This is a genomic window from Paenibacillus sp. RC67 (assembly GCF_030020805.1).
In the GTDB taxonomy this organism is placed as follows: Bacteria; Bacillota; Bacilli; order Paenibacillales; family NBRC-103111; genus Paenibacillus_S.
Genome location: NZ_CP125098.1, coordinates 1,705,226 through 1,731,062 on the forward strand (window position 1 = coordinate 1,705,226; position 25,837 = coordinate 1,731,062).

Sequence of the window (25,837 nt, forward strand, 5' to 3'; positions counted from 1 at the left end):
ACGAGCGTTTAACGCAGAAAGGAAGGTGACCATGAATACAGCGATGAAACGAATACGAAGAAATGCGGATTTGTATTTGCTGTTCCTGCCGGTCCTTATTTTCTTCATCGTATTCGAGTACGTGCCAATGTATGGGGTTCAAATTGCATTCAAGGATTTCATTGCAACTAAAGGAATATGGGGGAGTCCATGGGTCGGGTTCAAACATTTTGAACGTTTTTTCTCCAGCTTTTATTTTTGGAGGATTATAAAAAATACACTCGGGATCGGCTTGTATCAACTGCTCGTCGGTTTTCCTGTTCCCATCCTGCTGGCGCTCATGATTAATGAAGTGCGTTCGAGCCTCTACCGGCGCTTTATTCAAACGGTAACTTATGCGCCGCATTTTTTATCGACGGTCGTAGCGGTCGGGATGATTATGATGTTTCTTGCGCCGGAAAGCGGAATGATCAACATCCTCATCCAATGGTTCGGAGGTGAGCCGATTTCCTTCCTGACGGAGCCGGCTTGGTTCAAGACGGTCTATGTATTATCCGGCGTGTGGCAGCAAATGGGGTGGAGCTCGATCATTTATTTGGCTGCATTATCAGGCATTGATCCTCAGCTTCATGAAGCCGCAAGGATGGATGGGGCAAGCCGGCTGCAGCGAATATGGCATATTAATCTGCCTGGAATCCTGCCTACGGTCGTTATCCTGCTGATCCTGAACGTGGGTTCGATTCTTGGAGTAGGCTTTGAGAAAGTGTTCCTAATGCAAAACTCGCTGAACATGTCGGCATCGGATGTCATATCCACCAATGTATATCGAAGCGGTATTCTTGGGGCGGAATTCAGTTATTCCGCGGCGGTCGGATTATTCAATTCCGTGGTCAACTTTGTTCTGCTGCTGTCGGTAAACCGGATTGCGCGCAAAGTCAGCGAAACAAGTCTATGGTAGAGAGGGGGAGCTGCAATGCTGGAAAGCCGGACGGATAAAGGGATAGAGATTAGCATTAACTTGATTCTGGCGTTAGTCACCGCAGCCGTTCTGTACCCCCTGATCTTTGTATTGATTGCATCGGTCAGCAGTCCCGAGATGGTTATCCGGGGAGAGGTATGGCTGTGGCCCAAGGGGTTGACGGTCGTAGGGTACGAGCGGATTTTTCAAAATAAAGAAATATTGTCCGGTTACATGAACACGATTGCCTATACCTTGGTTGGAACAGCTATCAATCTGGTTATGACGGTAGCTGCGGCGTACCCATTGTCCCGTAAAGACTTCCTTGGGCGAAATGTGTTCACGGCGCTCATATTATTCACGATGTTCTTCAGCGGGGGGATGATTCCTTCGTATTTGCTGGTCAAAAAGCTGGGGATACTGAACACCTTCTGGGCGCTGGTCATACCATCAGCCGTATCGGTGTGGAACATTGTCATCATGCGCACGTTTTTTCAGAACAGTATTCCTAATGAAATTCAGGAATCTGCCTCCATCGACGGATGCTCTAATATGCAGACGCTGCTGCGCATCGTACTGCCTTTATCAGCTCCGATTCTTGCCGTGATGGTATTGTTCTACAGTGTAGGCCACTGGAATGCTTATTTTAACGCACTTATCTATTTGACAGATCGGGCCAAGTACCCGCTGCAGCTTATATTGAGGGAGATTCTCGTGCAAGGGCAGATGCAGGAGATGGTCGATGTCAGCGACTCTACGCTTGCCAAGAGCGTCATGGATGCGGAAGCGATCAAATATGCGGCGGTCATCGTCGCTAACTTGCCGGTGCTGCTGCTTTATCCTTTTTTACAAAAATATTTTGTCAAAGGCATTATGGTAGGAGCTATTAAGGGATAACTATGTTTACGATTCACGCTATAATTAATCTTGGGAATGATTGAGGAGGAAATGGTAATGAACAAACGGAATAAGTGGATCGCTTCCATGCTGACAATGACGATGGCCGGGGGAATGCTTGCCGCCTGCTCGTCGAATACGGATAACTCTGGAGGGGCGAAGCCTGGTGCAGCAGTTGCGGACAAGAGCGTCAATCCTAGCGGGATGCCGATCGTGAATGCGCCGATATCATTGAAGTTTTTTACAGGTAAATCCGCAACCAACGGTAACAAGTTCGAAGATACGCTGGTATGGAAAGAATACGCCAAAATGTCCAATATGAATGTGACCTTCGAGCTCGTTCCCTTCGAAAACTTAACGGAAAAGAAAAAATCTCGTTCTGGCCGGCGGCGATTATCCGGATGCCTTCTACTCTGCCAGATTGTCTGCAGCCGAACTATCCAAATATGGAAGCCAAGGGGTATTCATCAAGCTGAACGATATGATCGATAAATATGCGCCGAATTTCAAGAAGCTGATGGATAAATACCCGGATATTAAAAAAGGGCTGACGATGCCGGACGGCAATATTTATTCGCTTCCCTCCTTCTACGATCCTTCCTTCTTACCTATGCTGATCGGTACGCCGCTGTGGGTTAACAAGGAATGGCTGGATAAGCTCGGCATGGAAGAACCGAAAACAACAGAGGAATTTTACCAATATTTGAAGAAAGTAAAAGATACGGATCTTAACGGAAACGGTCAAAAGGATGAAATACCTTATAGCAGCGCTGGCATCGGCAACCTGATCAATCAGGTGAAGGGAGCTTGGGGGCTTGGAAACCGAGGTCTCGGACATGCCTATGTTGATGTTGATCCTGCAACGAACAAGTTAAGATTCACCAAGACAGATCCGAAGTATAAGGAAATGCTGCAGTATGTGAACAAGCTGTATGCCGAGGGTTTGTTGGATAAGGAAATCTTCACGATTAAGGACAGCGCGCTATACGCTAAAGGTCAGAAAGGAGTGCTCGGTTCCACCGTTATTCCGAATCCGGCGACATTGATGAATCAGAAAAAATTTATCGGCTTAGGCGCCCTGAAAGGGCCTCAAGGCGATCAATTGTATTCTCATGTCAAAGTGCCAATGGTCCATGTGGGTGCATTTGCGATTACGAACAAGAACAAAAATCCGGAAGCTACCTTGCGTTGGATGGATTATTTCTACAGCGAGGAAGGCGCGAAGTTTTACTTCATGGGTCAGAAGGACGTTACCTATAAAGAAAGCTCCGATGGCAAGATGGAGTACGTAGATGATATTACGAAAAACCCTCAGGGCCTGACGCAGGACCAAGCATTAGCTAAATACTTTACATGGCTTGGAGGCAGCTACCCGGGCTATGTGCAGGAAAAATATTTCAAAGGCTCCGAGACGCTTCCGGAAGCAGTGGCAACCGGGAAAAAGGCTCAACCTAACGCTGTTAAAGAAATTTGGAACAACTTTAACTTCACCGATGCAGAGACCGAGCTGATGTCCTCTGTAGGTAAAGACATTCAATCTTACGTTTCCGAGATGGAAGCGAAGTTCGTTAATGGGTCCGCATCGTTCGATGAATGGGACAAATATGTCGCAACCGTGCAAAAAATGGGATTGGATCAATACATGAAAACATACCAAGCCGCTTATGAAAGGTATAGTAAAAAATAATGACGGACCGGGAGCCTGAATGGAAACATGAAGGTACTCCGGTCGGCAAGAGCCGTTTACGCAAACGGCTCGAGCTGGCCGGGGCAGTGCTGGTGCTGCTCGCGTTGGTAGGAGTCGGTTTGTATCAATGGAAGCCGATTCAGCAGGCGGAGCCGGCTGCGGTCTCCAGCGCAGCTCCAAGCACGGCACCTGAGGAGAAGTTACGAACCGATGAGGTGTTCGATGCATCCCTCTATAAAGGGATGCTGACCGTTCGGTATTTGTACTTGGATGGTGAAGTGCTTATGGGTGACAGCATCGTCATTCAATCGCCCGACGGGAAGACCATGCTGATCGATGCAGGGGTTAATGATGCGGGTCATCAGGTAGTGAAGTATTTGACCAAGCTCGGGATCAATAGCATTGATATTGCGCTCAACACCCATCCGCACTCCGATCATATCGGCGGATTTGCTTCAGTGGTTAACGGCAAAGAAGTGAAAGCGTTTTATATGGAGAACTTCCCTTATACCAATTCAAGCTACTACCGTAGAACGATGGAAGCCGTCAACGCGAAGAAGATTCCGGTCACCTTTCTCGAGGAAGGTTCCAATTTCCAACTGGGCAGTGATGTGTCCATTGAAGTGTTGAGTCCTCCCAAGGGAGTGCTGCCTGATGCTATTAAGTCTTACTCAGCAGCGGAAATTAATGATTTTGCTTTGGTGTTCAAGCTAACCTATAAAGATACTTCGTTCCTGTTTACTGCGGATATTTATAAACATCGGGAGTTGGAGCTCATTGGCTCCTCTGCGGAACCGAAGCTGAAGAGTGATATGATGCATGCGCCGCATCATGGTAATGAGTCGACATCTTCATCGGACATTTTTCTTAAAACGGTGAGTCCGAAAATTTCTGTTTTAAGTCAGAATCTGTTCGTCAGTCCGAATCTGATGGAGCGTTACAAGAAGAAAGGAATTACAGCATATTCTACCGGTATGCACGGTAATGTGCTGATCACCTCAGATGGCAAGACGCTGAATGTCGTAACGGAACGAGAGGGCAAGCGTCCTATCAAATCGGGTATGGCAGGTACACAAATGGATGAGAAGTGAGAGGAGTTCATGTCATATGAAGGTAGCTGTTGTAGGCTGCGGTATTATGGGTAGAACACACGCACGCAACTGGAGCTCCGTTCAAGGAGTCCAATTAGTCGGAGTATGCGATATCGACAAGGAGCTGGCTGATAAAATAGCCGCTTCGAATGGAACTAATGCTTATACGAGCTTTGAAGATTTGCTGGCGGCAGAGCAACCGGACATGGTGAGCATCTGCGTGCCGACTTACCTGCATAAACCGCTCGTGCTGCAGGCAGCGCAGGCGGGTATTCACATCGTATGCGAGAAGCCGATCGCTCCTTCTCTTGCTGATGCGGAGGAGATGATCGCAGCGTGCCGTTTAAACAACGTAAGACTGTTTATCGCCCATGTGGTGAGGTTTTTTCCGAGCTACAAGGATTTGGCCGCCAAGGTGCGTGCGGGTGTGATTGGAGATCCGGGCGTTATGCATACCAAGCGGATCGGCGGCCATCCGGGACGTGCGAAATCCTGGTACTATGACGAGGAGAAAAGCGGAGGTGTCATTCTCGATCTGTTGATTCATGACATCGATTATATGCGCAGCGTATTTGGAGAGGTCGATTCAGTGTTTGCGATGAAACGGACGTCTGAGTCATTGGACTATGCGCTTGTGACGCTTCGCTTCAATAAAGGGGCTATAGCGAATCTGGAAGGGTATTGGGGATATCCTGGGCCGTTTACGACGGCAGTCGAGTTTGCTGGGACAAAAGGCATTCTCCGCTTTCATTCGGATGATGCAGTTTCTTTACGGGTGCAAACTTCGCGTCAACCGGATGAAGATAGGCCTCGTGTTGCTGTGCCGAGGAGTCCGGCTTACCACGACCCGTATTATTATGAATTGGAGCATTTTGCTGATTGTATTCTGAAGGGAACAGAGCCGATCGTCAGTACGGAGGATGCATACAAGGCGATGGAAATCGCTTTTGCCGCACTAACTTCCGCTCAATCGGGTCAACCTGTCCGAATGGACGCAAACGGATTCGGCTTGAAAGGAGGGGTGCCACATGTCTAAATCAAAGAAAGTAAAGATTGGCATGATCAGCTTTGCCCATTCCCACGGGCGCAGCTATTTCCGTGAGCTGGTGTCGATGCCAGACGTTGAAATCGTAGGTATTTCGGATGAAAATAAGCAGAGAGTGCAGCCTATCCTTGACTCTCACGGAATCGTTTATTATGAAGATTATGGCGACCTGCTAGCGCTGGAGCAGTTGGATACGGTTGTCATCTGCTCGGAGAATGTTCATCATGCAAGGCTAACTATAGATGCTGCTAAAGCAGGCAAGCATGTAATCTGCGAGAAGCCGCTCGGTACCACGGTACAAGATATGAAGGCGATGATCCAAGCTTGTGAAGAGAACGGGGTTCGCCTGATGACCGCGTTTCCATGTCGGTACTTGCCAGCGGTAGTCGAGGCGAAGGAAGCTGTGGATCGTGGTGATATCGGTCAGATCGTCGCCATTAAAGGCACGAACCGAGGTTCGATGCCTGGGAGTTGGTTCGTAGATCCTTCCTTGTCCGGAGGCGGAGCAGTGCTGGATCATACGGTCCATGTCATGGACCTGATGCGTTGGTTTCTTGGGAGCGAGCCATCTCAAGTTTACGCGGAGATGGGGACGCTGTTCCATGATCTGCCCGTAGAGGACTCGGGGATGGTGCATGTTACCTTCGCGAACAGCGTCATCGCCGTGCTCGATACGAGCTGGTCACGCAGCAAGTCATTCCCGTTCTGGGGTGACGTTACGATGGAGCTCATAGGAACGAACGGAGTTATCCGTGTCGATGCGTTCGGACAGAAGAACGAAGTGTACAGCAACGACGCTGAGAAAGCGCAGTGGAGCCACTGGGGCGACCGGATGGATGCCTATATGCTGAAGGACTTTGTGCGAGCTATCAAAGAAAACGGAGAAGTACCTATCAGTGGTGAAGACGGCATGCATTCCGCTGCTGTTGCATTGGCTGCTTATGAATCCGTTAAAAGAAAAGCTGCTATCGATATGAGCGAGATATTAGGATAGTACGCGGACGGCGTTTATCCATGGCTTGGTAAGCATGGATATAGCGCCGTTTGTTATTTGTAAATAACTTTACGTTATCGTTGGTTAAGAAAGGTTGGTAGCCGGTGAGCCGTTGCTTCATCTTAGGTTTCATTGGATGTGTACTGTTGGTCTTTTTATCCTATCCATCAGTTCAGGCGCACAACTATAATAACGGATACTCGTATCTCACCATGAAAGACAATAGGGTGGAATATGAGCTGCTCCTGCCGTTTCCGATCATGCTGAAGTATGACATGAATGGTGATGAGCTGCTGGACGACGGAGAGCTCGCAGCGCATAAAAACGATATTACTGAATATGTAAAGACACATCTTGAGCTGTTTAATAATGAGCAGCGTATGGATGTCGATGTGTTAAGCCTTCAGACGACGGTTCAGAAACAGACGGAGGATACCGTTGTCCGTATGATTCTTGTGTTCGTTTCCCCGATGCCGATGGGCAATTTGTCGATACTATATGATTTGTTTATCCATGATATAGATGACGGTCATCAGAATTACATTCAGTTATATAAGGAGGGGCACGAGCTTGTCGGGCACTGGATTGTCGAAAAGGATTCTGGAGCTATCCGATATTTGCCGGATGGTAACTTTCAATTTCATTCAGCGCTACTGGGAGCCTACGTGACATTCGGTGCTCAACATACGATTCGCAGTGTGTTCGCGTGGCTTATTTTGTTATGCATTGTGTTCCCTATAAGATCTATGAAAGAATCGTTTATTTCACTATCCATCGCTTCACTATACAGCTTGATCGGACTTACTGCTGCGGATAAGCTGTCCCCGAGGCTTCCTGTCGAATGGCTTCATTACGGTGTATTGATTGCACTTGGTGGGGTTATTATGTATCGGCTTATGAAGGATTTAACGAGTAAGGTAAGGCTAACTTCTGCACTGTTCGGATTGGCTTGGGGCACCGGCTCCATTTCGTTGATTGGGCAGCTGGAGCTGAATCATCAGTTCAAAATGGTTTCTCTGCTTCTATACGCATCCGGTGGCTGGCTTGCATGGCTTGGGATACTCTATGTTTTGCATATCGGTGTCATGCAGCTTCCTGCATCGACTGGAAACTGCTGGATCAGTGAAATGGGAATGAGATTGCTGTACAAGCCGATGCTTATTCTTGTGTTCGTAACAGCTTGGCTGGTCCAATAATTTTGGAAAGAGAGGGCAAGGCATATGGATATCATGACGGTCATTTTCATGTATATGAATCTGGGGCTGGAACACATCCTTACCGGGTACGATCATTTGCTCTTTCTATTGGCTTTAATTATCGCAGCAGAGCGGTTTACGGTCATTTTAAAAATCATTACGGCATTCACGATTGCCCACAGCATAACGCTCTGTTTGGCTGCGCTCGGTCTCGTTCCGGTATATCCTAAATGGATTGAAACGGGAATAGCTCTTACGATATGCTATGTTGCTATTGAAAATTTTTTCGTCCAATCGTTTCGTTGGCGGTGGGTGCTTACTTTCCTGTTCGGACTGATCCATGGTCTCGGATTTGCCAGCGCGATTAGCGAAATCGGGTTTCACCAAAGCTATTTGGTCACATCGCTTATTTCATTTAATGTAGGAATAGAACTCGGACAGCTCGGAGTTGTTGCTATCCTGCTTCCACTATTTGCGCAGCTGAGGCGGCAAAGATCGGTCTATTCGTGGTTTTTCAGAGGAACGTCAGCTTGTATTTTCGCCGTGGGGCTGTACTGGGTCGTACAGCGTTTAGGCTGGATGGCGTGACGTGATCTTAAAGCTCTTTTTATGATGCTCATGGACACATGGATGCCAAGTTTTGCATAATGAGCGGAGTGTCACACACATGACCAAGACCTTGGTGAGGCAGTTTAGGCTTATGGTGCATATAGTAAAGATATCCATAGGCAAAGGTGGAATCTAGTACAATGGCATTGAATAAACCGTACGCTGCTTCATTCGATAAAATGTATGGATTGCTGCTGCAGCTGAGTGTGAGCGGCCAGCAGATCCAGGACATTCTTTTTCAGATTACAAAGAGAAGGGAGTTAGTACTTCCTCAGGCATGGAACGGATTTCATCATTTTTTTAATAAGGGGCTTTATTTTCATTATCGATCTCAAGGCTTTGTAGAATGCTTCCTGTCAACGGACAGCTATTCTTTGAAGTCGATCCGGATTTGGGCACATCAGCTGGTGTATCCGGCGAACGATAGCTTTAAGCAGGCGATGCTGTACTTGGATAAGGCAAGATATGCCCCGAATTTTGCAGCGCTTCCGGAGTTTGCTGAGCTAGAGCGGCAGCTTAAGACGTTCTGGGCAGCAGAGGGACAGATTATGGTGCAAACCAATGAATTGATTGGAGTGGGTCCTGTGCCTGCGACTGCATCTTCACCTGTATCCGGCTCTGAAGAGTCCCCAGAAGAAGCCGTTTCGCAATCGGCTCCATGAATGCTTACGCTTGCAAAAGGAAATTTTAAGCTGACCTCCGTATCAGGAGTGTCGGCTTATTTGTTTATTCATTCAATATGCCTCACGAACGATGGTGCAAGATGTTGAATCTTTGCAAAGCTGCTGTGTTAAACTATTGTTAAAATGCAGATTCATCTAACTGCTATGTGATGGCTGCGGATCGGATGAATGAACGGCTTTTCTACTTGACGGAACCTTTCCAGCCTGCCGTGCTGCGCATTATTGATCATGTCATTAAATGTAGGCTTCCAGCCTGAAGAGCGAAGAGGTTCGTAAGGCTATGGGATTCGGATTATAACAAGGAGCTGAATTGGAATGCTGTGTTTGATAGATAGCGCGCGTAAATAGTTCAATAACGGAAAAATTCTGATTTCGATCAGATTTTTTTGTTTTATATGCTAAAAATGGAAATTATCTGCTATAATACTACATTATCCGCTTCACAAGCTTCAGGGGGAGATGATAGAGAATGTCATTAATCGAAGTGAATCACGTGAGAAAAGTGTTTGAGACAAATGTAAGACGTTCAGGGAGATTTGGAGCGCTGCGCAGCTTGATAAGCCCGGAAAAGCGTGAGGTCGTGGGAGTAGAGGACATTAGCTTTTCGATTGAAAGGGGAGAGAGTGTAGCTTATCTGGGTCCCAATGGAGCAGGGAAATCGACCACCATCAAAATGCTTACTGGAATCCTGGAACCGAGCGGTGGAGATATTCGAGTGGCTGGCAGGGTGCCGACGCAGAACCGGAAGCTTAGCAGCTATCAAATCGGAGTCGTATTCGGACAACGGAGCCAGCTTCTCTTTGATCTTCCGGTGCATGATTCCTTTGATATGCTGCGGTATATGTATAGCATTCCATGGGAGCGCTATCATAAAAATTTAAAAGACTTTTCGGACGTACTTGAAGTCGGTCATCTATTGAAACGACCTGTAAGAACGTTATCGCTCGGACTAAGAATGCGTTGTGAAATATTGGCAGCATTGCTGCATGAACCCGAGATTTTGTTTCTGGACGAGCCGACGATAGGTCTAGATGTGGTTGCCAAGGAACGCATCCGGTCATTTATTCAAAGTATAAACCGTGAGAAAGATGTCACTGTGCTTTTGACAACCCATGACATGCATGATATTGAGAGACTTTGTTCGCGCACGATGATTATCGATAAAGGAAGCTTGATTTACGATGGAAGCCTTCAATATATTAAAGATCATTTTGCGACGGAGCGCCAAATTCGAGCCGTGTTCCCGGACGCGCAAGCGGCTATAGCGGCAGCTGGAGTATTTGCTGGAATGGCAGAGGTTTCCGTACATACGGAAGAGCAGGTTATTAAAGTAACGTATGATCAGCACCGGACAGATACGTCAGAGCTGCTAAGACTGCTGCTGCAAAAGGCGGACCCGCGGGATTTAACCATGCAGGACGAGAACATCGATGCGCTAATCAGCCGCATTTACCGGGAAGGCATTGAGGTCAAGCCGAAAGCGGATTATGCAACCATGGGGGGATCAAGCAGATGATGCAAGCCGTGGAACGCATGGTAGGCATGTCGCAGATTGCCGTCCGCCAAAGGATGCAGTTTCGCTTTGATTTTATAATGACGCTGCTTTCTACTCTCATGTTCAGCGTGATGTATTATATGCTCTGGAAGGCGATCTATCTTTATTCGACAGATACGGCACTGCCATGGGAGCAGTTGATCACTTATGTGATGGTAGGACAAGCGATCAATTTTGCCCGTTGGTCACCTGCGGAGAGGGCTCCAACCTATGCTATGGCACAAAGAGTCAAGAATGGCGATATTGTGCTCGATTTAATTCGGCCCGTCGATTTTCAAACGCAGCGGTTTTTGGAGGCGGCAGGATTTTTCATTGTGGAAATGTTATGGGTCAATATCCCGGCGATGCTGCTGCTGATTTTTATATTAGGTGTATCACCTCCAGCGGACATAACCGCGGCCTTAGGCTTTGGGATCAGTCTCTGTATCGGTTTTCTCGTTGCGTTCAGCATTAATTCCATCATTATGATGATTTCATTTATAACGACCAATACGTTTGGCGTTCAGTTAGCCAAGAGAGCGGTAGTGGATATTTTTGCGGGTACGCTTATTCCTTTTGAGTTCTTTCCGGATACCTTGCGCAAAGTGATGGAGTATTTGCCATTTCAGTCGATGGCTTACATACCGCTGTCGATTTATACGGGACGTCTGACGGGCTGGGATATGGTTCAGTCGCTGCTGGAGCAGCTGGGTTGGGCTCTTGTAATGATTTTGATCAGCCGGTTGCTTTGGATGAAGGCTGCCAAGCGGTTAACGATCAACGGGGGGTAATATCAATGATTGCGCCACAACGCAATGGGGTTCAGCAAGCCGCCTATTTAATAGGGATGTATGGACAATATTTGAAAATATATTTCAAGACGTTAGTAGAATATCGGGCGGATACGTTGATTGCTTTGATAGCTGGGATTATTGCTCAAGGGAGTACGCTCGTATTTTTGTCAATCATCTTTCAGCGCATACCTAAGCTGGCGGATTGGAGCTTTTATGAGCTTGTATTTATATTTGGTTTAGCGGCAACAGGAAAGGCGCTGAATCAGACATTATTTAATGCTCCTTTTTCCTTAACGAGTCTGATTCGTCGCGGACAGCTGGATGTTATGATGATACGCCCGGTTGGAGTGCTGTTTCAGACGATAGGAGGTTCACAGGAACTGAACGGTGTTGGGCAGCTGGTTACAGGAATTGCGATTATGGGCTTCGCAGCTGCTCATCTGGACATGCATTGGTCTGTCGGGATGGTGCTGTACGTGATTATCGCACTGATCAGCAGCGCGGTGATCCAGTTTGCTGTTCTTTTGACGATAAGTGTGTTGACCTTCTGGGTTCAGGAAATACGTTCGGTCATTTATCCTGTCAATTGGCTCTACGATTTCACACGGTATCCGTTGGAAATTTTTCATCCGCTGCTTCGCGGGCTTTTGACGTATTTGATTCCTTATGCCATCGGAAGCTTTTTTCCAGCAGCGTTCTTGCTCAGGCCTGAACAATACGGTTGGGCGCTGTGGGTAGTACCTGCTACGGCGGTAGTGGTGATGTCTATAACTTATTGCATTTGGAGCTTCGGTATAAAGCGTTATTCGAGCGTAGCGGGATAGTCTTTGATCACATAAAAAAGAGTGCTGCTAAGCACTCTGAGTCTGTCTAGAAACCTGTTTCTCCGGGAAATATGCTATATAGGTAGGTGGGGTATGCCTCGGAGGAGCGAAAGCGTCCGCCTTTGTTCTTGGGAAATCTCCGCCGTAAAGCGAATAAATTGAAAATTTTCCGAGAACAACAGCGGCTGGAGAGGCATACCCCACCGGAGTATACTAGCAATATTTCAAGTTTTATGGGTTTCTTGTCAACCTAGAGTGCTGCTAAGCACTCTTTTTTATTGTGGTCCGTTTTAACGTGGAGTTGGAGCGAACGGATAAGTGTACGCCAGCTCTTCATCGAAGGTTACGTAGTCCAGATTGACCATCAGAAGAAGGTAGCGCATCCCTGTCTTCGGATCACTGATAATAATGTGGTCACGTCCGGCAGCTTCAATGCGTCCTTTGAAAATTTTGGCGTTCCACTCGCTGTTGTTTTCATAGGTCATGTAAAAGGTACCCATTTTGCCGAGATTCAAGCGTAAAATATTCTCGATATAGGACTGCTCGATCGGCAATATCCCAGGCGGAGAGATGGGTGGAGTTGAGCCGCCGCCAGGCGTTTGTGCTATGTACGCTCCGCTAGGGCCGGGAGGGGGCATCGGCTGTGAGCCTTGTTGACCCTGACCATACCCCTGAAAGCCTTGCGGATACCCTGGGTATCCGCCATAGCTGCGGAATTGCTGGGGTCCCACATTGTTGTAAGGGTTGTTTATCATCTTCACAAATTCCTCCTTAGACAAGAATGATTACTCCTACATTAATACCTATTATGATGGCTTGGACAATTAGACTTGTTTTGTTGAAAAAACAAACAGCCGCCGTGTATAGGAACGGCAGCTGCTACAGGTTATCATTATAGGTTTAAAAGTTAATATGATCCGGATGCGGTCCGAAGCGGTGATCCTTGTTTAATGCATCAAGTTGTGCCATTTCGTCTTGAGTCAGCTGGAAGTCAAACACATTCCCGTTTTCCTGAATTCGGCGAGCTGTAATTGACTTCGGAATTGTGACGACGCCATGCTGCAAATCCCAACGCAGCACGATCTGTGCAGGCGATTTGCTGTATTTGGCTCCAAGCTCCTTAAGTAGAGAAAGATCGAGATTTCCTTGCATTAACGGGCTCCATGCCTCAAGCTGAATCTGATGCTGCGGGCAGAAGCTTCGCAGCTCCGATTGATTGAGCAGCGGATGGAATTCCACTTGATCGACCATAGGCTTAATTTCGCTATGAGCAATGAGATCTTCAAGATGGTGAACCAGGAAGTTGCTGACACCGATCGCGCGTACAGAGCCGTCTTTATACAGCTTCTCTAATGCACGCCAAGTATCTTTATATTTGCCTTTTACCGGCCAATGAACAAGATAAAGGTCGATGACATCCAGGCCCAGCTTGCGGCGGCTATCATCGAATGCTTTCAAGGTAGTATCGTACCCTTGATCGGAATTCCATACTTTGGTTGTAATGAACAATTCATCGCGGGAGATACCGCTTTGCTTGATTGCTGTGCCAACGCCGTCTTCATTGCCATAAGCGGCGGCAGTATCGATACTTCGGTAGCCTGCTTGAATGGCAGCTTTAACGGATTGAATGACTTCTTCTCCATTTTGGGTTTTCCAAACGCCAAGTCCTAGCCATGGCATTTTGACGCCGTTGCTAAGAACGGTGCTGTCGGAAATATGCTGAGTCATAAGGGTTCCTCCTCCATAAGTTAAGTTTTCCTCATTCATCATACCATATATCTTTTTCAGGAAAAAATGCGTAACGGTTATAACACAGCCTAGGGGACCTCTTAGTACGAACCGCCAAGGGTATGTTGAAAATTAAAATGACGGCCCTATTAATACCCACTGGGGTAAAGGCCGTCATATGATTTGCTGAGGCAAACATAGGTTGAAAGCATAAAGTGAGGGAGAACTCCCTTGACCGATAATACGTTGCCCTGTTTACACTGCAAGATGTTTCTTAACCTGTTCTTCGCTTAAATCTGTTGAGCTGCCCTCAGCAACGATAGTGCCTTTATCGAGCACGTAGTAGTAATCTGCAATACGGGTGGCAAAAGTCAGGCTCTGCTCAACCAGCAGAACAGACATTTCTCTGCGTGCTTTTATCGACTCAATAACATTCTCAATCTCCATTACAATAGAAGGCTGAATCCCTTCCATCGGTTCATCGAGCAGCAGCAGCTCCGGTTCTCCAACGAGTGCGCGGGCGATAGAAAGCTGCTGCTGCTGTCCGCCACTCAAGTCCCCACCTTTCCGGCGACGCATTTCCCACAGTACAGGAAACATCTCATAGACATTTTCCGGTATTTTATGCTTGCGATTAATGGAAGCTTCCAGTCCTAACAGCAGATTTTCTTCAACGGTAAGCTGAGGGAATATATCTCGCCCCTGTGGTACATAGCCGATTCCGGCTTTAGCACGGCGATCTGGAGTATAATCCGTTATCGGTTTCCCTGCATAAGAAATGCTGCCTCCCTTTGCCTTGATTAAGCCCATAACGGTCTTCATAAGCGTCGTTTTACCTACGCCGTTGCGTCCCATCAAGCAGACCACTTGACCTGGCTCCACGGTCATATTAACGCCCCTTAAAATCATACTTTCGCCATATGCGGCCTCCAGTGCATTAAGAATCAGCATCGCGTTCACCTCGTCTGCCCAAATAAACCTCGGCTACTTTATCGTCGTTTTGAATCTCCTCCATCGTTCCTTCCCGCAATACCGTACCTTCATGCATAACGGTAACGGTCTTGGCGTAATTGCGTACGAATTCCATATCGTGCTCAACGACGATAACGGTTTGTTGATTGCTGATTTTATGCAGCAGCTCTCCGGTTTTTTCGGTTTCACTATCTGTCATCCCGGCTGCAGGCTCATCAAGCAGCAGAAGCTCCGGCTCCTGAATAAGCAGCATGCCGATTTCAAGCCATTGCTTTTCCCCGTGGGAGAGGGAGCCTGCGACTTGCTTTGCTTTCTCAGCGAGTCCGATCATGTGTAAATAATATTTGATGCGGTCGCGCTGTTCTGGCGTTGTTTTCGCAATAAGGGAGCTGAGCAAACCGCGTTTTTGGCGCATCGAAAGCAGCAAATTTTCTAAGACCGTCAGCGTGACGAAAATAGAAGGAGCTTGAAACTTTCTGCCGATACCGAGCTGCGCAATTTGATGCTCTTGAAACTTGGTCAAATCCGTATGCTTGAAGCTTACTTTTCCTTTGGACGGCTTTACTTTTCCGCATAGTACATCCAACAGTGTGGTTTTTCCGGCACCATTGGGACCGATCAAAAAGCGCAGTTCTCCGGGTTGAATAGAGAAATTGAGCCCCCGGATTGCCTTAAAGCCATCGAAGTCTACCTCTAGCTGCTCGATACGGACCAATTCGGCTGCCGTTTCTTTTCTTGCTGATGATTTTATCATGGGTTATGACCTCCCTAGAGTTTTCCGAAGTCTTAATCATTGAATATAGTTATCCGGATGAAAACATCGCTCTTTGAGCAACACGTCATAGTATGCGGTGGGTATGATTATGCAAACGGCTGAAGTCCCGGCAAAAGGGTTCGTTTTTCTCGACTACTTCGTTTGAAGCGGATTCACTTCAGGCTCCAAACCAGGATACGTCAATGGGGGCGAGGCTGATGGAGCGGAACTGGCTTTGGGATGGAACCATCCTCGCTTTGAAGCAAACTGCTTGCAGGTACCGACGATTCCTTTGGGCAGGAAGAGCACAACGACGATAAACATAGCCCCCATAATAATAGGCCACCACTCGGGATAAGCTTCACTGAAGGTTGTTTTGGCCGAGTTGGTAATGACTGCCCCAAGAATGGCCCCAAATATGGAAGCCCGGCCACCAATAGCAACCCATAGCACCATTTCAATGGAAGGTACGATGCCCATCTGTGCAGGAGAGATGATACCCTCCTGAAGAACAAACAGCACTCCGGCTAAGCCCGCAAGTCCGGCGGAAAAGCAGTAAATAAACACTTTGTACGTTACAGGGTTGTAGCCGATGAACCGGACGCGGTTCTCTGCATCCCGAATAGCTACGAGAATTTTCCCAAGCCGGGTTCCGGCAAGCCATAGACAGAGCAGCAAGGTGCCAATGACCACAAAAACGGTAATGTAGTATAACGCCAGCTTGGTGGAATGCTCCGCTACGGATAGACCAAGAAACGTATTGAAGTTAGTAAGTCCGTTTGTCCCGCCGGTATAGCCTTGCTGGCCGACGAACAAGGTGACGGTAATGATGACGAGCGCCTGAGACAAGATAGAGAAGAAAGTGCCTTTGATGCGATTGCGAAAGGTCAAATATCCAAGGACGAAGGCAACAGCCATAGGGACTAGCAGCGCTAGTATAAAAGCCCCGGCTGCGGAATGGAAGGGTGCCCAGAACCAAGGGAGCTTATCGATGCCGCTCCAAGACATGAAGTCGGGAAGTTCACCATCAGAAGCGACCAGCTTCAAATGCATGGCCATGCAGTAGGCTCCGAGCCCAAAATATACGCCATGTCCCAGGCTTAGTATTCCTGTATAGCCCCAGATGAGGTCCAGTCCCATGGTGAGTATGGCGTAGGCCAGAAATTTGCCAAGCAGCGAGAGGCGGAATTCGGACAAAAACATAGGTGCTGCCAGCATAATGATGAGCAGAATTACGCTGAAGACGATTTTCATTTTTGTATTGGATATGGTCATGGTATCAACTCCTGAGAGTTTTGCGAAAGCAAAACTGACTTCGAAAGCATAGGCTGAGTTTCCGAGAGGAAACTCACTCTTTTAATCCAGCGCACGCGACTTGATCGTGACAAGTCCGGAAGGCTTCCATTGCAGGAAAGCGATAATGAGAGTGAACACGATGACTTTCCCGATGGTTGCGCTCGTCGTGTACTCGAATGCGGTGTTAAGCACTCCGATGCCCAGAGCTCCGGCGACCGTGCCGATGATCTTGCCTATGCCGCCGAGAACGACGACCATGAAGGCATCGACGATGTAGTACGTACCGATCGTAGGTCCGATCGGACCTAGCAGCGTTAACGCACAGCCTGCGATACCTGCCATGCCGGAGCCGAAGGCAAAGGCTTGCGCATCGACACGACGAGTCGAGATGCCAAGGCACGAGGCCATGCTGCGGTTTTGCATAACGGCCTGCATATTGCGGCCACCCCGAGTGTGGTATTGGTAAATATAGATAACCGTGATGCACACGATGACGAGCCCGATAATAAAGAGCCTTTTATACGGCAGCATAAGGTCTGCGGTGATCGCCCAGCCTCCGTCGAGCCATTCCGGAGCTTTAACAGCCACATTGGGCGCACCGAAGATTTGCCGTGCCAGCTGCTGAAGCACAAGACTCACGCCCCATGTGGCGAGTAGGCTGTCGAGGGGTCTGCCATAAAGGAAGCGAATTAATGTGGCTTCAAGCAGCCATCCGATTCCAAAAGCGACCGTGAAGGCTACGCCCAGTGAAATAACGAAGTACCAGCCAAACGCTGAGGCAGGCATAAATTTTTGAAACAGCTGTTGGATCGTATAAGCCATATAAGCGCCAATCATGATGAACTCTCCATGCGCCATGTTAATCACATTCATCAGTCCGAACGTAATAGCCAAACCGAGCGCGATTAACAGCAGGATGGAGCTTAGCGAGATGCCGTTAAATAATTGTAGAAACAGTAAACTCATTGGCCTCATCCTCCGTGATAAAACGGGGGACCGCCCGCTGAAGGGGCAGCCCCGTTTTCAAGATTCATTGGTTGTTTAGTGCTCGAACTGGACTGCGGCTATTTTTTGGTTACTTCTGCTCCCCAAGGGTATGTTTTTAAGAATGGATCCGGTTTAACGGGTTGACCTGAATTCCATACTTCTTTAATCATGCCGTCCGCCTGGATTTGACCGATACGAACGGTTTTGAACACGTGTTGATTATCACCGTCGATTTTGACTTTGCCGCCCGGCGCACTGAATTCAATACCTTTAGCTGCTTCCTTCACTTTGTCTACGTCCACGCTACCGGCCTTTTTCACAGCATCAGCCCACAGATAGACGCCGAAATAGCCAGCTTCGATCGGATCGTCCGTCACACGTTCCTTGCCGTATTTTGCTTTATAGGCTTCAACGAATTTTTTGTTCTCCGGCGTATCTGTTGTTTGGTAGTAGTTCCAAGCTGTATAGTGACCTTCCAGTACGGAAGCGCCGATACCACGAATTTCTTCCTCAGCGATACTCACTGACAACGTAGTCAAGTCTTTGGATGTAATTCCTGCATCCTTCAGCTGTTTGAAGAAGGCTACGTTAGAGTCTCCGTTCAATGTATTGAAGACAACATCCGGCTTCTCTTTTTTGATTTTACTAATAATGGTGTTGTAGTCCGTATGTCCAAGCGGTGTATATTCTTCAGCAATCAGGGTGCCGCCTTCGGCTTTCAGCTGCTCTTTAATAATTTTATTGGCCGTTCTAGGGAAGACGTAGTCAGAACCGAGGAGGAAGAATTTTTTACCCTTGTTCTGTAACAGCCAGGTGACCGCGGGAACGATTTGTTGGTTCGTTGTAGCCCCTGTGTAGAAAATGTTAGGGGATGCTTCAAGTCCTTCGTATTGTACAGGATAGAAAAAGAGGCCTTTGTTTTGCTCCACGACAAGGGAGAACCGCTTTCCGGCTAGCCGATGTCCAACCGCCGAAGATGACCGCCGTTTTGTCTTTTTGCAGCAGCTTTTTCGTTTTCTCTGCAAAAGTAGGCCAATCCGATGCGCCGTCTTCAATAATCGGTTTCAGCTGCTTACCTAGTACACCTCCGGCTTTGTTAATTTCTTCGATAGCCATCATTTCTGCATCTTTTACAGAAACCTCGCTGATGGACATAGTGCCAGTAAGTGAATGCAAAATACCGACTGGAATGGTGTCATCTTTTCCCGTATCCGCTTTGGCGGTTGTTGGGGTTGAAGCAGGAGCAGCTGCCGGCTTCGTTTCAGTGGCGCATCCTGCCAGTAATGCTGAAATCGACATGCAGACTGCCATTAATACGGGAATTCCTTTTCTCTTTAATTTCATGACCATCCACTCCTCTTCATATTTCATTCACAATCGAAAGCTCGCCGCCATAGACAGTATGGTTTTTATAGAGGGGCTGGCTAACCTGTTCGAGCGATGCCTTTATCCCATTTGGGGAAGTTTAACCACCATGGGAATAATTCTCACATGACATATCATAGTTTGCGCGTTACATAAATGTCAATATAGTTTACATAAAATTTTAGAAATGAATAAATTATCAGGTTTTCTTTTGTGTATTTATTCAGAAAATCATCATTTTGGGTAAAAATATGCATAATAACGGAAAATATAACCGGGTTATTGTTATAAAATATAACATTATCAGTTTACATGAGATGGAATTGCGAATATAATAAACGAAAAGGTTCTTGAATATTCGTATTTTAATGTTATATAAAGTAACATATGTTTTGATAAGGAGGACGCTTCATCATGCATTTAACAGAAAGGGAAAAAGAAAAGCTGCTTATTACGGTAGCAGCCGATTTGGCAAGACGCAGGCTGCAGCGCGGAGTGAAGCTCAATTATCCGGAAAGCATTGCCTTGATCACATCTGAAATTTTGGAAGGGGCACGCGATGGACTGACGGTTGCTCAGCTAATGCAGCATGGAACAAAAATATTATCAGCAGATCAAGTGATGGAGGGTGTGCCGGAAATGGTTCATGAGGTTCAAGTAGAAGCGACTTTTCCAGACGGCACCAAGCTGGTCACCGTGCATCACCCCATCGTTTATAGAGCGAAGGGGGTTTGAAGATGATTCCTGGCGAGTATCGTGTCCGTACGGGGGACATTGAATTGAATAAGGGAAAAAAGACCTTGAGGCTCTTTGTTACCAACAAAGGTGACAGACCTATTCAGGTAGGATCTCATTATCATTTCTTTGAAGTGAACCGCGGGCTTTCCTTTGATAGGGAGACAGCCTTCGGTATGAGGCTCGATATTCCTGCGGGTACGGCTGTAAGATTCGAGCCGGGCGAAGAAAAACCGGTGCAGCTTGTTGAATTGGGTGGAGAAAAGCTTTCTTACGGCTTAAACGGTTTGTCCAAAGGTAAGGCGGAACACGGTTCGATGTCCGAAGAAGTCAAGCAGCGATTGGATGTATGGAAGGAGGGCCCGCTAACATATGGTGCAAATCAATCGTAAAGCTTATGCGCAGATGTTCGGCCCGACGATGGGAGATTCCGTACGATTGGCGGATACCGAGCTTTGGGCACAAATAGAGAAGGATTACACCGTCTTTGGAGATGAATGCAAGTTTGGCGGCGGTAAGGTTATTCGGGACGGGATGGGGCAGTCAAGCCGACATACTCGGGACGATGGCGTTCTGGATACGTTGATCACCAATGCTATCATCATTGACCATTGGGGTATCGTAAAAGCAGATATTGGAATTAAAGATGGCATCATTGTTGGAATCGGCAAAGCAGGGAATCCGGATCTAATGGATGGTGTTCAACCGAATATGATCGTCGGAGCAGGAACGGAAGTGATAGCAGGTGAAGGTAAGATCATAACGGCCGGAGGTATTGATACGCATATTCATTATATATGTCCGCAGCAGATTGAGACGGCGCTCGCCTCTGGTGTAACAACTATGATTGGTGGGGGGACGGGGCCAGCTGCGGGGACAAGCGCTACGACATGCACTCCCGGTGCTTGGCATATGTATCGCATGCTGGAGGCAGCGGAAGCGTTCCCGATGAACCTAGGGTTTACGGGAAAAGGGAATGCGGCTTTTGTAGAGCCATTGATAGAGCAGGTCGAAGCGGGAGCAATCGGGTTAAAGCTGCATGAAGATTGGGGGACGACTCCTGCGGCTATCGATGCTTGTCTTAGAGTAGCCGATCGCTTTGACGTTCAAGTAGCTATTCATACCGATACATTGAATGAGTCCGGCTTTGTGGAGGATACGTTGGCAACCATTGGCGGCAGGACCATCCATACGTATCATACGGAAGGTGCCGGTGGTGGCCACGCCCCAGATATCATTAAAGCAGCAGCGGAGTCCAATGTGCTGCCTTCCTCCACGAATCCAACCCGACCGTATACGATCAATACGGTTGAGGAACATCTGGATATGCTGATGGTGTGCCATCATCTGGACAGCCGCATTCCTGAAGACGTTGCCTTCGCGGATTCGCGTATACGCCCCGAAACGATCGCGGCGGAAGATATTCTCCACGATATGGGCGTGTTCAGCATGTTAAGCTCCGATTCGCAGGCTATGGGCAGGGTTGGTGAAGTTATTCTCCGCACGTGGCAGACGGCAGATAAGATGAAGAAACAGCGCGGCTACCTGTCAGCGCCGGATGAACCATCAGCAGAAGCGCATGGCCAGGGGGTCACATCAGGTCATTCGACTGAGCAGGTTTCCTTCGAACAGGATAATTTCCGAATTAAGCGCTATGTGGCCAAATATACGATCAATCCCGCGATTACTCACGGCGTAGCGCACCTCGTCGGTTCCGTTGAGGTAGGGAAGCTGGCGGATCTAGTCGTATGGAGCCCGATGTTCTTTGGGATCAAACCAGAGCTTGTGCTCAAGGGTGGTTTGATCGCTTACGCGCAAATGGGCGATCCGAACGCTTCCATTCCGACACCGCAGCCGGTGTTCGGTCGACCGATGTTCGGGTCTTTCGGCAAGGCACTGAATCACTGCATTACGTTCGTATCGCAAGCAGCCTTCGATAAGGGCGTTCATAACGAGCTGGGTTTGCAGAAGCGAATCGAGCCGGTGAAGAACTGCCGAACTGTTACGAAGCAAGACATGATTCATAATGGAGAAACACCGAGAATTGATGTGAACCCCGAAACCTATGTAGTGAAGGTGGACGGTAACGTAATTACGTGTGAGCCTGCTCAGGAGCTGCCGATGGCGCAGCGGTATTTCTTATTCTAACAAGGAACTACCATAACGCAGGAGGAGGAATCGCACATGCAGACTGACAAGTCCGCGACATCATGGCTCTCCTACGTGCAGCTTCTGGATTCCGCTTTGCCCATCGGCGGATTCTCCCATTCTTTTGGCTTGGAGACCCTTGTGCAGTTGGGAGCTGTGCAGAAGCCGGAGCAGCTTCAACAATATATTGAAACGATGCTCAAGCAGAGTTGGGCTCCGGTCGATGCCCTCGCGGTCAAAGCAGTGTATTTATATGCTCCTAAACAGGATTGGCCGTCATTATGGAAGGTCGATCAGATACAGCATGTACAGCGTGCAGCGTTAGAGACGAGAGAAGGCGTACTCAAAATGGGACGGAGGCTGAATCAATTAGCCAAAGCAATCCACCCAGAGCTTCCATGGGAGCCACTCCAGGAATCGATCCGAACGAAGCAATGCTTCGGTACCCATCCCCTGATTCATGGATGGATCAGCTATCATCTGCAGGTGCCGCTGGATATGGCTGCTGAAGGGTATTTGTACACTTGCACGATGACTTCTATTAATAGTGGTCTGAGATTGATGTCGATAGGTCAGACCGAAGGACAGCGAATGCTTGCTCAATTGCTGCCTGTCATTTCATGTGCTTGGCAGGATGTAAGGCATCTCGATCCGTATGAGGACGGATATGCCAATGTTCCTTCCGCTGAAATAGCCATGATGCGCCACGAGTCGCTCTATTCTCGATTATTTATGTCGTAACTATTTATCATTTGTTCATTATATAAAAGGAGGCAACGCCTATGTGTCAAGGAGGAACGCATCACCACCATCAATGGGAAACACCCAAGCATACCCATCATGAACGCCCGATGAGAATCGGAATCGGAGGACCTGTAGGCTCCGGTAAAACCGCTTTAGTGGAGCGCCTGGCCCGCAAATTGAACGATAAATACAGCATCGCAGTTATTACGAACGATATTTATACGAAGGAGGATGCTAACATTCTTATACGTTCGGAGGCTTTGCCTGCGGAACGGATTATCGGTGTGGAAACCGGAGGATGCCCGCATACGGCAATTCGCGAAGATGCGTCAATGAACTTCGAGGCTATCGAAGAGCTGGAGGCTCGGTTCTCCCACTTGGATATTATCTTTATTGAAAGCGGCGGTGATAATCTGGCTGCTGCGTTCAGCCCGGAGTTGGTAGATCGCTTCATCTATATTATCGATGTGGCGCAGGAGAGAAGATTCCGCGCAAAGGCGGCCCAGGCATCATCCGATCCGATATGCTGGTTATCAATAAAATCGATTTGGCTCCTTATGTCGGCGCCAGTCTGGCTGTCATGGAAGAAGACACGTTGAAAATGCGCGGAGACCGCCCATTCGTATTTTCCAATCTGTTCGGCGGTCAGGGACTTGACGATATCGTCGCATGGATCGAAAAGGAATATCGTCATGCCTAGAGTAACCGGCCGTGTAGCTGCCTCGTTTACCGATGTGGACGGGGTAACACGGCTCGGAGACCGATATCATTCCTATCCGCTTAAAATTGCTAAAGCATTCTCATTTGATGAAGGTCAACTGGGGATCTATATGATGGATGCTTCCCCAGGCATTATGTCCGGAGACGCGTATGAGCTGGAATGGCGCTTTGGGGAAAATACGAAAGCATTTATTACGAATCAGTCTTACACGAAGGTACATCCTATGCTTTGTGATGCTGAGGGGGGTTATTCTGACGGGCCTAGCCAGCAGATTCAGAGACTTCACCTTTCACGAGGCAGCTATGTCGAGTATTTGCCGGAGCCGTTAATGCTGTATAAAGACGCTAGCTTTGACAGTCGTACGGAAATTAGGATGGAGAATGATTCGACACTGCTCATCTCTGAGGTTGTATGCCCGGGACGAACGCAACGAGGAGAGCTTTTTCAATACCTTCAGTATAAGAACGAGTTCACCGTTTATTATGAGAATGAATTAATTTATTGCGCCAAGCAAAGGATAGAGCCTAGCATGCAGCGGCTTCAACATATTGGTGGTTGGGAAAACTACACGCATTACGGGACACTGTACGTGTTCTCCGAGCGTGCTGATATCGTATTCGCCGATGCATTGAGAGATTATTTGGACAAAGTCGTTACTGACGATCTAGTGTCTAGCGGCGGATCAGCATTATATTATGGCATAAGCCGGACATACAAATACGGTATTCTCGTATCGGTAATGGGAGTAAAGGTATATGAATTACAGGAATTTCTGGAAAGAGCCTGGAAATTCGCCCGAGGTCGGTTGTTCTCTGGGGATCCATTTGTTGTACGTAAATAATAGAGAATGGGGTCGCTCCAGTTGGCTCACAGGATGTCGAAAAAACCAAGAATGGCCGTGAGTCACAAAAGTGACTCATTTTTTATTGCCTATAATGGGTTTTATAAGGAGCTTAAGGATATATATCGACAATATTTTGAACTCCGGGTCTACTTTGTTGTCAAATGGGTTCCGTGTTGATATTATTAAGAGGACAAATCGGAGGACATTAGGTTCCTCCTTCATCTTTGTTTGAACATATAAGTTTTCTTACGGGGAAACTTTAAGGGGGCTATAATGTGGAAGAGCGAATGAGGCTTGACCTTCCGTCGGATGGGATAGCAGCGGCGTCGGAAACACAACTGGAGACCACTCAACATGAACCCGTTACTTGGAGAGATTTTGTACAGCTTGCCAAACCGGGTATTATTTTTTCAAATTCCATTACGGCATTCGGCGGGTTCTGGGTTGCTTCCGGATGGAATGTCAACTGGCTTCAACTTCTGTATACAATGATCGGAACAGCCTTGGTTATGGCTTCTGGTTGTGTACTCAATAACTATTTGGACCGGGACATGGATATCAAAATGGCACGTACACAGAAGCGTGCATTGGCGACCGGTAAAATTTCTCCGCAAGTGGTGCTGACCTACGGCATCATTTTGGGAGTCATTGGTTTGTCGGGGCTATGGCTTCTCGTCAATCCGATGTCTGCGCTTCTCGGTATGATCGGGTTATTCGTTTATGTATGGATCTATACGGCATGGTTTAAACGCACTTCCGTATGGAGCACCTTTGTAGGCAGCTTCTCAGGAGCTGTGCCTCCGGTAATCGGCTACTGTGCTGTTCATCCGACACTCGATGCGGGAGCTTTGATTTTGTTCGGTATTTTGTTCTTGTGGCAGCCGCCGCACTTCTGGGCACTGGGTATCCGTCGTATGGAAGAGTACCGTGCTGCAGGATTTCCGCTGCTACCTGTTGTAAGAGGGACCTATGTAACTAAGATCAGTATGATGCGCTATATCGTATTGCTTGTACCTGTATCATTGCTGCTTTATGTTTACGGCTATGTGAATGTTTTCTTTTTCATTGCCGCTGTGATTATGGGCTTGTACTGGGCATTCCTTTCCATGAAGGGCTTTAAAGCAGAAGATGAAGTATTATGGGCGAAAAAGACGTTTATTTACTCCATTAACTATTTGACGCTGCTGTTCATTATCATGGTTATTACAACAGTGAAACAAGGATAATGTGGCGGGAGTTTAGGTGAAATAAA

24 protein-coding genes and 3 pseudogenes are annotated in these 25,837 nt (G+C 47.6%); 20 read left to right on the forward strand and 7 right to left on the reverse strand.

Annotation, left to right across the window (positions count from 1 at the left end; genetic code table 11):
- The first annotated feature begins 43 nt into the window (after positions 1-43).
- The 13 genes and pseudogenes from QMA13_RS07695 to QMA13_RS07755 all read left to right on the forward strand — a co-directional run bounded on the left by QMA13_RS07695 (position 44) and on the right by QMA13_RS07755 (position 12,291).
- Positions 44-937, forward strand: coding sequence for an ABC transporter permease (locus QMA13_RS07695; RefSeq protein ID WP_282940661.1), 894 nt, complete (start codon positions 44-46; stop codon positions 935-937).
- 15 nt (positions 938-952) lie between these two features.
- Positions 953-1,834 carry a carbohydrate ABC transporter permease gene (locus tag QMA13_RS07700; RefSeq protein ID WP_282940663.1) on the forward strand — a complete coding sequence of 294 codons (882 nt, stop codon included), beginning with the start codon at positions 953-955 and terminating at the stop codon, positions 1,832-1,834.
- 51 nt (positions 1,835-1,885) lie between these two features.
- Positions 1,886-3,521 (forward strand): annotated as a pseudogene (locus QMA13_RS07705) (type 2 periplasmic-binding domain-containing protein).
- Positions 3,521-4,612: a ComEC/Rec2 family competence protein gene (locus tag QMA13_RS07710; protein ID WP_282940664.1), complete on the forward strand. Its 1,092-nt coding sequence runs from the start codon at positions 3,521-3,523 to the stop codon at positions 4,610-4,612. Before QMA13_RS07705 ends, QMA13_RS07710 begins: the two are co-directional and overlap by 1 nt.
- 16 nt (positions 4,613-4,628) lie before the next feature.
- Positions 4,629-5,648 (forward strand): Gfo/Idh/MocA family protein, encoded by a 1,020-nt coding sequence (locus tag QMA13_RS07715; protein ID WP_282940666.1) that lies wholly within the window; start codon positions 4,629-4,631, stop codon positions 5,646-5,648.
- Positions 5,641-6,651 carry a Gfo/Idh/MocA family protein gene (locus QMA13_RS07720; RefSeq protein WP_282940667.1) on the forward strand — a complete coding sequence of 337 codons (1,011 nt, stop codon included), beginning with the start codon at positions 5,641-5,643 and terminating at the stop codon, positions 6,649-6,651. The genes QMA13_RS07715 and QMA13_RS07720 overlap by 8 nt, the downstream gene beginning before the upstream one ends.
- A 212-nt stretch (positions 6,652-6,863) precedes the next feature.
- Positions 6,864-7,847, forward strand: a complete 984-nt coding sequence (locus QMA13_RS07725; protein ID WP_282940669.1) for a hypothetical protein — start codon at positions 6,864-6,866, stop codon at positions 7,845-7,847.
- A gap of 24 nt (positions 7,848-7,871) precedes the next feature.
- Positions 7,872-8,435 (forward strand): HupE/UreJ family protein, encoded by a 564-nt coding sequence (locus QMA13_RS07730; RefSeq protein ID WP_282940670.1) that lies wholly within the window; start codon positions 7,872-7,874, stop codon positions 8,433-8,435.
- Positions 8,436-8,596: 161 nt separating this feature from the next.
- Positions 8,597-9,118: a hypothetical protein gene (locus QMA13_RS07735; RefSeq protein WP_282940671.1), complete on the forward strand. Its 522-nt coding sequence runs from the start codon at positions 8,597-8,599 to the stop codon at positions 9,116-9,118.
- Positions 9,119-9,303: 185 nt separating this feature from the next.
- Positions 9,304-9,396: a hypothetical protein gene (locus QMA13_RS07740; RefSeq protein WP_481858142.1), complete on the forward strand. Its 93-nt coding sequence runs from the start codon at positions 9,304-9,306 to the stop codon at positions 9,394-9,396.
- A gap of 212 nt (positions 9,397-9,608) precedes the next feature.
- Entirely contained in the window at positions 9,609-10,655 is a 1,047-nt protein-coding gene (locus QMA13_RS07745; protein WP_282940672.1) for an ABC transporter ATP-binding protein, read from the forward strand.
- Positions 10,652-11,464: an ABC transporter permease gene (locus QMA13_RS07750; RefSeq protein WP_282940674.1), complete on the forward strand. Its 813-nt coding sequence runs from the start codon at positions 10,652-10,654 to the stop codon at positions 11,462-11,464. The genes QMA13_RS07745 and QMA13_RS07750 overlap by 4 nt, the downstream gene beginning before the upstream one ends.
- Positions 11,465-11,469: 5 nt before the next feature.
- Positions 11,470-12,291: an ABC transporter permease gene (locus tag QMA13_RS07755; protein ID WP_282940676.1), complete on the forward strand. Its 822-nt coding sequence runs from the start codon at positions 11,470-11,472 to the stop codon at positions 12,289-12,291.
- Between the two features lie 290 nt (positions 12,292-12,581).
- On the opposite strand, the gene gerQ is transcribed toward QMA13_RS07755, so the two are convergent.
- The 7 genes and pseudogenes from gerQ to urtA form a co-directional block, all read right to left on the reverse strand.
- Entirely contained in the window at positions 12,582-13,046 is a 465-nt protein-coding gene (gene gerQ / locus QMA13_RS07760) for a spore coat protein GerQ (protein ID WP_282940678.1), read from the reverse strand.
- Positions 13,047-13,191: 145 nt separating this feature from the next.
- Positions 13,192-14,019 (reverse strand): aldo/keto reductase, encoded by an 828-nt coding sequence (locus tag QMA13_RS07765; RefSeq protein WP_282940680.1) that lies wholly within the window; start codon positions 14,017-14,019, stop codon positions 13,192-13,194.
- Positions 14,020-14,274: 255 nt separating this feature from the next.
- The gene (gene urtE, locus QMA13_RS07770) at positions 14,275-14,970 is read right to left on the reverse strand and encodes an urea ABC transporter ATP-binding subunit UrtE (RefSeq protein ID WP_282940681.1); all 696 of its coding nucleotides are present in this window, start codon (positions 14,968-14,970) and stop codon (positions 14,275-14,277) included.
- On the reverse strand, positions 14,957-15,745 hold the full coding sequence (urtD, locus tag QMA13_RS07775) for an urea ABC transporter ATP-binding protein UrtD (RefSeq protein ID WP_282940683.1): 789 nt from the start codon (positions 15,743-15,745) through the stop codon (positions 14,957-14,959). The genes urtE and urtD overlap by 14 nt, the downstream gene beginning before the upstream one ends.
- A gap of 153 nt (positions 15,746-15,898) precedes the next feature.
- Entirely contained in the window at positions 15,899-17,020 is a 1,122-nt protein-coding gene (gene urtC, locus QMA13_RS07780) for an urea ABC transporter permease subunit UrtC (protein ID WP_282940684.1), read from the reverse strand.
- 81 nt (positions 17,021-17,101) lie between these two features.
- Positions 17,102-18,007: an urea ABC transporter permease subunit UrtB gene (gene urtB, locus QMA13_RS07785; RefSeq protein ID WP_282940685.1), complete on the reverse strand. Its 906-nt coding sequence runs from the start codon at positions 18,005-18,007 to the stop codon at positions 17,102-17,104.
- Between the two features lie 98 nt (positions 18,008-18,105).
- Positions 18,106-19,372: pseudogene (urtA, locus tag QMA13_RS07790) on the reverse strand (urea ABC transporter substrate-binding protein).
- Between the two features lie 435 nt (positions 19,373-19,807).
- Between urtA and QMA13_RS07795 the strand changes: the two are divergent.
- The 7 genes and pseudogenes from QMA13_RS07795 (at position 19,808) to cyoE (ending at position 25,811) form a co-directional block, all read left to right on the forward strand.
- Positions 19,808-20,128, forward strand: coding sequence for an urease subunit gamma (locus tag QMA13_RS07795; RefSeq protein ID WP_282940686.1), 321 nt, complete (start codon positions 19,808-19,810; stop codon positions 20,126-20,128).
- Positions 20,129-20,130: 2 nt separating this feature from the next.
- Positions 20,131-20,520, forward strand: a complete 390-nt coding sequence (locus QMA13_RS07800; protein ID WP_282940688.1) for an urease subunit beta — start codon at positions 20,131-20,133, stop codon at positions 20,518-20,520.
- A complete protein-coding gene (gene ureC, locus QMA13_RS07805; RefSeq protein ID WP_282940690.1) occupies positions 20,501-22,276 on the forward strand; it encodes an urease subunit alpha in 1,776 nt (591 codons plus the stop codon). The genes QMA13_RS07800 and ureC overlap by 20 nt, the downstream gene beginning before the upstream one ends.
- A 36-nt stretch (positions 22,277-22,312) precedes the next feature.
- On the forward strand, positions 22,313-23,017 hold the full coding sequence (locus QMA13_RS07810) for an urease accessory protein UreF (protein WP_282940691.1): 705 nt from the start codon (positions 22,313-22,315) through the stop codon (positions 23,015-23,017).
- A 41-nt stretch (positions 23,018-23,058) separates the two neighbouring features.
- Positions 23,059-23,720, forward strand: a pseudogene (gene ureG / locus QMA13_RS07815) (urease accessory protein UreG).
- Positions 23,713-24,582 (forward strand): urease accessory protein UreD, encoded by an 870-nt coding sequence (locus QMA13_RS07820; protein ID WP_282940692.1) that lies wholly within the window; start codon positions 23,713-23,715, stop codon positions 24,580-24,582. The pseudogene ureG and the gene QMA13_RS07820 overlap by 8 nt, the downstream one beginning before the upstream one ends.
- A gap of 278 nt (positions 24,583-24,860) precedes the next feature.
- A complete protein-coding gene (cyoE, locus tag QMA13_RS07825; RefSeq protein ID WP_282940694.1) occupies positions 24,861-25,811 on the forward strand; it encodes a heme o synthase in 951 nt (316 codons plus the stop codon).
- Positions 25,812-25,837 lie beyond the last annotated feature (26 nt).

What these genes read in the sequence shown, in the direction of transcription:
- ureC (WP_282940690.1), top strand. Translation starts at nt 20,501, where the DNA reads ATGGTGCAAATCAATCGTAAAGCTTATGCGCAGATGTTCGGCCCGACG.
- QMA13_RS07695 (WP_282940661.1), top strand. Translation starts at nt 44, where the DNA reads ATGAAACGAATACGAAGAAATGCGGATTTGTATTTGCTGTTCCTGCCG.
- QMA13_RS07800 (WP_282940688.1), top strand. Translation starts at nt 20,131, where the DNA reads ATGATTCCTGGCGAGTATCGTGTCCGTACGGGGGACATTGAATTGAAT.
- QMA13_RS07750 (WP_282940674.1), top strand. Translation starts at nt 10,652, where the DNA reads ATGATGCAAGCCGTGGAACGCATGGTAGGCATGTCGCAGATTGCCGTC.
- QMA13_RS07725 (WP_282940669.1), top strand. Translation starts at nt 6,864, where the DNA reads ATGAAAGACAATAGGGTGGAATATGAGCTGCTCCTGCCGTTTCCGATC.
- urtE (WP_282940681.1), bottom strand. Translation starts at nt 14,970, where the DNA reads ATGCTGATTCTTAATGCACTGGAGGCCGCATATGGCGAAAGTATGATT.
- gerQ (WP_282940678.1), bottom strand. Translation starts at nt 13,046, where the DNA reads ATGATAAACAACCCTTACAACAATGTGGGACCCCAGCAATTCCGCAGC.
- QMA13_RS07765 (WP_282940680.1), bottom strand. Translation starts at nt 14,019, where the DNA reads ATGACTCAGCATATTTCCGACAGCACCGTTCTTAGCAACGGCGTCAAA.
- QMA13_RS07755 (WP_282940676.1), top strand. Translation starts at nt 11,470, where the DNA reads ATGATTGCGCCACAACGCAATGGGGTTCAGCAAGCCGCCTATTTAATA.
- urtB (WP_282940685.1), bottom strand. Translation starts at nt 18,007, where the DNA reads ATGAGTTTACTGTTTCTACAATTATTTAACGGCATCTCGCTAAGCTCC.
- QMA13_RS07745 (WP_282940672.1), top strand. Translation starts at nt 9,609, where the DNA reads ATGTCATTAATCGAAGTGAATCACGTGAGAAAAGTGTTTGAGACAAAT.
- QMA13_RS07710 (WP_282940664.1), top strand. Translation starts at nt 3,521, where the DNA reads ATGACGGACCGGGAGCCTGAATGGAAACATGAAGGTACTCCGGTCGGC.
- QMA13_RS07720 (WP_282940667.1), top strand. Translation starts at nt 5,641, where the DNA reads ATGTCTAAATCAAAGAAAGTAAAGATTGGCATGATCAGCTTTGCCCAT.
- QMA13_RS07795 (WP_282940686.1), top strand. Translation starts at nt 19,808, where the DNA reads ATGCATTTAACAGAAAGGGAAAAAGAAAAGCTGCTTATTACGGTAGCA.
- urtC (WP_282940684.1), bottom strand. Translation starts at nt 17,020, where the DNA reads ATGACCATATCCAATACAAAAATGAAAATCGTCTTCAGCGTAATTCTG.
- QMA13_RS07740 (WP_481858142.1), top strand. Translation starts at nt 9,304, where the DNA reads ATGAATGAACGGCTTTTCTACTTGACGGAACCTTTCCAGCCTGCCGTG.
- QMA13_RS07810 (WP_282940691.1), top strand. Translation starts at nt 22,313, where the DNA reads ATGCAGACTGACAAGTCCGCGACATCATGGCTCTCCTACGTGCAGCTT.
- QMA13_RS07715 (WP_282940666.1), top strand. Translation starts at nt 4,629, where the DNA reads ATGAAGGTAGCTGTTGTAGGCTGCGGTATTATGGGTAGAACACACGCA.
- QMA13_RS07735 (WP_282940671.1), top strand. Translation starts at nt 8,597, where the DNA reads ATGGCATTGAATAAACCGTACGCTGCTTCATTCGATAAAATGTATGGA.
- QMA13_RS07730 (WP_282940670.1), top strand. Translation starts at nt 7,872, where the DNA reads ATGGATATCATGACGGTCATTTTCATGTATATGAATCTGGGGCTGGAA.
- QMA13_RS07700 (WP_282940663.1), top strand. Translation starts at nt 953, where the DNA reads ATGCTGGAAAGCCGGACGGATAAAGGGATAGAGATTAGCATTAACTTG.
- QMA13_RS07820 (WP_282940692.1), top strand. Translation starts at nt 23,713, where the DNA reads ATGCCTAGAGTAACCGGCCGTGTAGCTGCCTCGTTTACCGATGTGGAC.
- urtD (WP_282940683.1), bottom strand. Translation starts at nt 15,745, where the DNA reads ATGATAAAATCATCAGCAAGAAAAGAAACGGCAGCCGAATTGGTCCGT.